This window comes from Mycobacterium sp., assembly GCF_035623875.1.
GTDB lineage: Bacteria > Actinomycetota > Actinomycetes > Mycobacteriales > Mycobacteriaceae > Mycobacterium.
Genome location: NZ_DASPSP010000045.1, coordinates 1 through 6,396, shown reverse-complemented (window position 1 = coordinate 6,396; position 6,396 = coordinate 1). Strand labels below are relative to the sequence as shown.

The 6,396-nt window shown below is 61.8% G+C and carries 7 protein-coding genes; 5 read left to right on the top strand and 2 right to left on the bottom strand.

Features of this window, described 5'->3' with window-relative positions; all coding sequences use genetic code 11:
- The coding region (locus tag VEI45_RS04055) for an alkene reductase (RefSeq protein ID WP_324850371.1) at nt 1-747 on the bottom strand (747 nt) is incomplete at its 3' end.
- A gap of 131 nt (nt 748-878) precedes the next feature.
- On the opposite strand from VEI45_RS04055, the gene VEI45_RS04050 reads away from it, so the two are divergent.
- Entirely contained in the window at nt 879-1,388 is a 510-nt protein-coding gene (locus VEI45_RS04050; RefSeq protein WP_324850368.1) for a MarR family transcriptional regulator, read from the top strand.
- Nucleotides 1,389-1,635: 247 nt separating this feature from the next.
- On the opposite strand, the gene VEI45_RS04045 is transcribed toward VEI45_RS04050, so the two are convergent.
- Nucleotides 1,636-2,496 carry a hypothetical protein gene (locus tag VEI45_RS04045; protein ID WP_324850366.1) on the bottom strand — a complete coding sequence of 287 codons (861 nt, stop codon included), beginning with the start codon at nt 2,494-2,496 and terminating at the stop codon, nt 1,636-1,638.
- 108 nt (nt 2,497-2,604) lie between these two features.
- Here VEI45_RS04045 and VEI45_RS04040 point away from each other — a divergent pair, with 108 nt between their 5' ends.
- From VEI45_RS04040 to VEI45_RS04025, 4 genes are all read left to right on the top strand, one after another.
- Nucleotides 2,605-3,909 (top strand): ATP-dependent 6-phosphofructokinase, encoded by a 1,305-nt coding sequence (locus tag VEI45_RS04040; protein ID WP_324850364.1) that lies wholly within the window; start codon nt 2,605-2,607, stop codon nt 3,907-3,909.
- Between the two features lie 172 nt (nt 3,910-4,081).
- Nucleotides 4,082-5,107: an NAD(P)H-dependent glycerol-3-phosphate dehydrogenase gene (locus VEI45_RS04035; protein ID WP_324850362.1), complete on the top strand. Its 1,026-nt coding sequence runs from the start codon at nt 4,082-4,084 to the stop codon at nt 5,105-5,107.
- 160 nt (nt 5,108-5,267) lie between these two features.
- Entirely contained in the window at nt 5,268-6,047 is a 780-nt protein-coding gene (locus VEI45_RS04030; protein WP_324850360.1) for a hypothetical protein, read from the top strand.
- 28 nt (nt 6,048-6,075) lie between these two features.
- Nucleotides 6,076-6,396, top strand: a 321-nt coding sequence (locus VEI45_RS04025; RefSeq protein WP_414687392.1) for a cytochrome c oxidase subunit 3, incomplete at its 3' end; no start/stop codon positions are given.

Genomic DNA, 6,396 nt, shown 5'->3' with positions numbered 1-6,396 from the left:
CAGCGCCTGGTAGGTGTCGCGGTAGCCGTCCTCGACGATGTCGTTGAGCGGGTTGGTCGGTGAGATTCGTAGTCCCACGCGGTGGGCGCCGATCGCCTCGGCGACAGCGCGGGCAACCTCAACGGTCAAACGGATCCTGCCCTCGATTGAGCCGCCCCAGCGATCGTCGCGCTGGTTGGCGTTGGTCGACAGGAACTGGTGCAGCAGATAGCCGTTGGCGCCGTGGAGTTCTACTCCGTCGAACCCGGCGGTGATCGCGTTGCGGGCGGCGTGCGCGAAATCGTTGATCGTTTCGGAGATTCCGCCATCGTCCAACTCGACCGGGGTGACGAAGTCCTTCATTCCCTCCAGCGTGAAAACCTGGCCCGCGGCAGCGACCGGTGAGGGGCCCACCGGTGTGAGGCCCTCGGGCAGCAGGCTGGAGTGTCCAACGCGACCGGTGTGCATGAGTTGGGCGAAGATGACTCCACCCTCGGCGTGTACGGCGTCGGTCACCTGTTGCCACCCACGAACCTGCTCTGTCGAATGCAGCCCGGGGGTGTTGGGGTAACCCTGACCGATCACCGATGGTTGGGTGCCTTCGGTAATGATCAGCCCGGCGGTTGCGCGCTGGGCGTAGTAGGTCGCCATCAACGGTGTCGGGGTCTGGCCCGACCCGTAGGCGCGGCTACGGGTCATCGGAGCCATCACGATCCGGTTGCGCAAGCGCATCCCGGCGAGATCGATGGGGTCGAATGCGGTGGTCATGGTCTCTATTCCTAAAATGGCTCGATTACTTGTCCGAACAAGTAAATCACAGAAGTATTCCATGCGCAAGCTTTTGCTCTCATCGACGGGCCGATATACTGGTCGATCAACTAATTAAGGAGTCACCGGTCATGGCCCAGCGCAAAGCGGCAATCACAGGTCGCGATTCGACCGGCGGTACGGTGCCCATGCCCGCGGCCGCCCAAGGCGGTCCTATCAGCCATGCGATCTTCCGAGTGGCCCGTGTGCACCGGATGATCGCCGGACAGCTGTTGCGCCGTGTGGGTCTGCACCCCGGCCAGGAGCTGGTGATGATGCATCTGTGGGAACTGGGCCCGCAACGCCAGGCCGACCTGGTGGAGTTGCTCGACTCCGACCCCGCCACCATGACCCGTACCATCCGCCGCCTGGAGCGCGCTGGCTTTGTGCGACGCTCCCCCAGCCCCGGCGACAAGCGCGCCTATCTGATCGAAGCCACTCCGGCCAGTCAAGGATTGCGCCGGCAAGTCGAAGACATCTGGGCTCAGCTTGAAGAACTCGCCGTCGGCGACGTCGGCAAAAACCAACGGCAGACAATCCTCGAAGTCTTAGAAGGACTCGAGGGACGGTTGTCCCGAGCAGCTATTGTGCCAGCGCACTGACGGGCAAGCCTCACATCCCACATGAAGGGCTGAGCCTCGGTCGCGTGCTCGTGGGCGAACCGCTAGTGTACTAACGCTTCGGCTGGCGGCGACCAACCCGGCCGAACGATCGCGCCGCGGCCAACTCCGTCAAGGTGCGCTCGCGCATTGGCATCCCGAGGGTCCGCTCCAGCCTTTTCGGAAAGCTACTTGGAGTACGGCCTCATGAGACGCGAACTGCAACGGCTATGACTGCTGGTGTCGCTTATCAGCTGGGTTCGCCAATAGGTGCAGGAATCTCTGGGCGATCGGGTGCGCGCCTCAGCTCCCGCAGCATGTACCCCGTGGTCAAAGTGATGTAGGCCCCCCAGATGACGACCGGTAGATAGAAGGCCAGCAAACCGTGATAGGCGAACGGCCCGCTCTTGAAGAAGGCCGGCCCCGCCGCGAAGAACACTGTCACGGCTCCGGCAATCGTTAGCCAGGTGAGCCAGCGCGGGACCATCGGTTCGGGTCGCTGGTCCATCAGTTCCACGGCGGCGGTGGCGAACATCTCGATGGCTAGGTAGATCCAGCCGAGCAAGAAAGCGAACCACGCCCAGTCGCTAAAGGCTTGGCTGACGTCGGCCCCGGTCTCCTTTCGATAGGCGGCCACAATCCATGCGCATGCATTGAAGAAGACGATCAAAGAGATGAAGATTCCGCAGACGGCTGTGGTTAGAGACCACATCGGCCAGCGACCCTCGATCTTCGCCAGCATGATGCCGAACGCGATCGAGCCCGGGGTAAGTATTCCCGCGGCGATATAGAACAGTGTGCAACCGATAATGACACCCCAGTGATGCGTCTCGGAGAACCACAGTTTGGTGGCGTCGAGACCGAGGTCTGCCCGCGCGGGCATGTAGAAGTGCGCGATCCCTAGCCAGCCGATGGCTGTGAGTGCGACGAAAATCCAGTTGCACCAGAGTCCGAGCCGCTGCGATGCAACCCTTTGAACTTCATTCATGTATGCACCCTCTGTCGTCTTTATGGAAATGAGGCTGAAGCTATCAATGGTCAGACCAAAAGGCAACAACGGATTGCCCGGTGCATAGCGCTCGACGGCTTGACTGCTCGGCCGGACAGGCAAATCTGCGGCTGATGACCCGACTTGGAGACCAAATGGTGCTCGTTCGGGGGAAGCCTGGATCGGCTGAGTCGGCGACGATGGCGACGTCTCTGAGGGGGCACATGCAATATGACGCCAACGACGCCAGATTTCAGTACCGACAGCATGGGCGAGTGCACAGTCATTTCGCCTCTGCGCACCGCGCATTTCATGGACACGTCGAAACGACTCTTGTTCCGCGCCGACATTGACGAACTGCGCGCGCAGGTCGAAGCAGGCGTGGATCCGGCTGCCTTCGAGCTAGCCGGGCCGCGAGAACAGATTTACTTCAACCCCGGCGAACTGCGGTGCGGGATTGTCACGTGTGGTGGCCTGTGTCCCGGCTTGAATGACGTCATCCGGTCTATCGTCTTTTGCCTAAAGGAGAAGTATGGCGTCGCAGCAATTTACGGCTTCCGGTTTGGTTACGCGGGTTTGGCTGAGCCAGACGCACTGAAACCGATCGAGTTGACAACACGCCGTGTCGGTCAGATCAACGAGGTCGGCGGTACTGTCCTGGGTTCCTCCCGTGGTCCGCAGCCGGTCGATGAAATGGTCGACACTCTGGAGCGGCTCGGGATCCAGCTGCTGTTCACGATCGGAGGCGATGGAACGCTCCGCGGGGCGCATTCGATCGTGGAGGAGATCCGGCGCCGGAAGCTGGACATCGCCGTGGTGGGTGTGCCGAAGACAATCGACAACGACATCTCTTACATCGATATGTCTTTCGGATTCGACACAGCGGTCGAGGCGGCGCGCCAGGCAACGCGCGCGGCGTTTGTCGAGGCGTCGTGCCACAGGTTTGGCATCGGCCTGGTGAAGTTGATGGGTCGCGACGCCGGGTTCATCGCCAGCTTCGCGACGCTCGCCGATACCCAAGTCGGTTTATGCCTTATCCCGGAGGTTGCGTTCAACATCGATGGCGTCATCCAGGCGGCGTGGCAGCGGATCCAAAGAGATGGTTATGCGGTGATAGTCGTGGCCGAGGGGGCCGGTCAAAATCTGCTCGACGAGACAGCGGAGTTTGACGCCTCAGGCAACCGTCTTCACGGCGATATCGGGGTTTACCTCAAAGAGGTTATCCCAGAGAAGTTTCGGGCAGGCGGAACTTCGGTGAGCCTCAAATACATCGACCCCAGCTACATGATCCGCAGTCTGCCTGCCAACGCTCGGGACGCCAACTTCTGCCTCCGGTTGGGTCACGCGGCAGTTCATGCCGGCATGGCGGGCAAGACCGATACCGTCATCGGTTCTTGGCGACGTCGGCTGACCCATGTTCCTATTCCGATGGCGGTTGCTTCCCGGAAACACGTCGACACCAATGGCTACCTCTGGCAGACAGTGCTGTCGGTGACTGGTCAGCCTGACGACCTGGTCTCCCCAGTTACCGTTTGACCCTGTTCAGGTTGCTTATTGCCGTTATGCCCCGAGGAGGCAAGCAAAAGGTGCCTCGTTAGGGGGAAGCCCCGCGTCGGCCGAATCGGCGAGGATGACGACGTCTGAGTTGGCGCAGCTGAAACGTGCTACGAAAGGCGGCCATCGTGGCGGCAGTGAAAGCGTGGTCCAGGTGACGCCTACCCAGCGTCAACCCCACGTCGTGGTCCTCGGCGGAGGGTCGTGGGGCACGACGATCGCGTCCATCTGCGCACGCCGCGGGCCCACCTTGCAGTGGGTGCGCTCGGAGGCGACCGCGAAAGACATCAACGAAAACTACCGCAACAGCCGCTATCTCGGCAACGACGTCGCGCTGAGCGACACGCTGCGCGCCACCACGGACTTCGCCGAGGCTGCCGATCGCGCCGATGTCGTTGTCATGGGTGTGCCGTCGCACGGCTTCCGTACAGTGCTGACCGAGCTAGCCAGTCAGCTTCGCCCGTGGGTGCCGGTGGTGTCGCTGGTCAAGGGCCTCGAACAAGGCACCAACATGCGGATGAGCCAGATCGTCGACGAAATACTCCCCGGCCATCCGGCCGGTATTCTGGCAGGGCCCAACATCGCCCGCGAAGTGGCTGAGGGTTACGCGGCCGCCGCGGTGCTGGCGATGCCCGACCAGAATCTGGCCGCGAATCTTGCTGAGCTATTCCGCACCAAGCGATTTCGGACGTACACCACCGACGACGTGATTGGCGTCGAGATGGCAGGCGCGCTGAAGAACGTCTACGCGATCGCTGTTGGTATGGGCTACTCGGTTGGCATTGGCGAAAACACCCGCGCCATGGTCATGACCCGTGCGGTTCGCGAGATGTCCAAGCTCGGCGAGGCGGCGGGTGGTCACCGTGACACCTTCGCTGGGCTGACCGGTATGGGCGATCTCATCGTCACGTGCACCAGCCAGCGCAGCCGCAACCGGCATGTCGGCGAGCAGCTCGGCGCAGGCAAGCCGATCGACGAGATCATCGCATCGATGAATCAGGTCGCTGAGGGCGTTAAGGCTGTCAGCGTCGTCATGGAGTTCGCCGATTCGTACGGCATTGCCATGCCGATCGCTCGCGAAGTCGACGGTGTCATTAATCATGGCGCCACCCCAGAAGACGCATACCGTGGCCTCGCCGCGGAGACGCCCGGCCACGAGGTGCACGGGGCAGGGTTTTAGCGCAGGCATTTCCGCAACATGCCCCGAACAGGTGAGCAAAAGGCGCTCAGTCGGGTGAAGCGCGCGACGTCCGTGTCGGCGACCATAGTGATGTCTGAGAAGCGCGGCGGCCTTGGGTGGTCGCTGCGCCTGGTATACCGCTGCTAAGGGAGCAGATTCGATGGCAACGCATGCCGAACCCAACACGTCCACCCCCGCGCCTGATCTGTCGCCGTACCGGACCGACTACACGTCATGGAAGGTCATGGCGTGGACAGGCTTCGCGTTCATAACCGCGTTCTTCTGCCTATGGGGGCTGCTTGCGCGCAACATCTCGCCGTTCCCCGCCTGGGCGGAGCCGCAAGCGGTTTGGGACCACTACAAGAACTACCGGCTGCCGATCATGATCGGCATGAGCGTCTGCCTCACGTGCACCGCCTTCTACATGGTTTGGAGCGTTGCCGTCTCGCGGGTGATGGAACGCATCGAAGGTTCCGGCGGTGTGTGGTCCAAGCTCGAGATGATGGGTGGCACGATTACCTGTGCGCCGATCATGACGGCATGCGCTATCTGGCTCACCGCCGCGCACGAGATCGACAACATCAGTCCCGGTATGGCGCACACGTTGTACTGGTTCGGCTGGCTCCTGATCGACTTGGCGTACTTCGTCACCTCGTGGCAGATCGCCGGCGCCAGCATCGTGTTCATGCGTGACAAGCGGGAGAAGAAGCTGGTCCCAAACATCGTCAGCTGGTGGGGCTGGATCACGATCTTGTCGTTCTTCGTGGTCAGTGCCATCCCGTTCGTTAAGACCGGGCCGCTGTGCTTCAACGGCGTGATCAGCTTCTGGATCGCATTCTTCACCTGGTTCTTCTGGATCCCGGGGCTGTCCTACTACATCATCAAGGCCATCCCCCGGCTCCAGGCCGAGGACGAGGCCGCCGGGCGTGTCAACGCTTAGTCGTGCGGGGCTTGTTACCACTGACTACGTGAAGCCCAGGCGCCTTCCGGGTGTGGAAGGCATCTGGGTCTTCATCGGTGCGGACTCGGTCATCTTCGCGATCCTGTTCATGAGCTTCATGCAGGATCGGCTGAAAAACCCGGCAGTGTTCGAGGCCTCCCGGCACACGCTCAACATGCACCTGGGCGGCATCGACACCCTGATCCTATTGACCAGCTCCTGGTCGGTCGCCCTTGCCGTGCAGGCGATGAAGCGTGATCAGATCGACCGAGAGCCCCGCCTCCTGCTCGGGGGAGCGGTCACGGGTCTGATGTTCATGGTGTCCAAGTCGGCCGAGTACTTCCAGAAG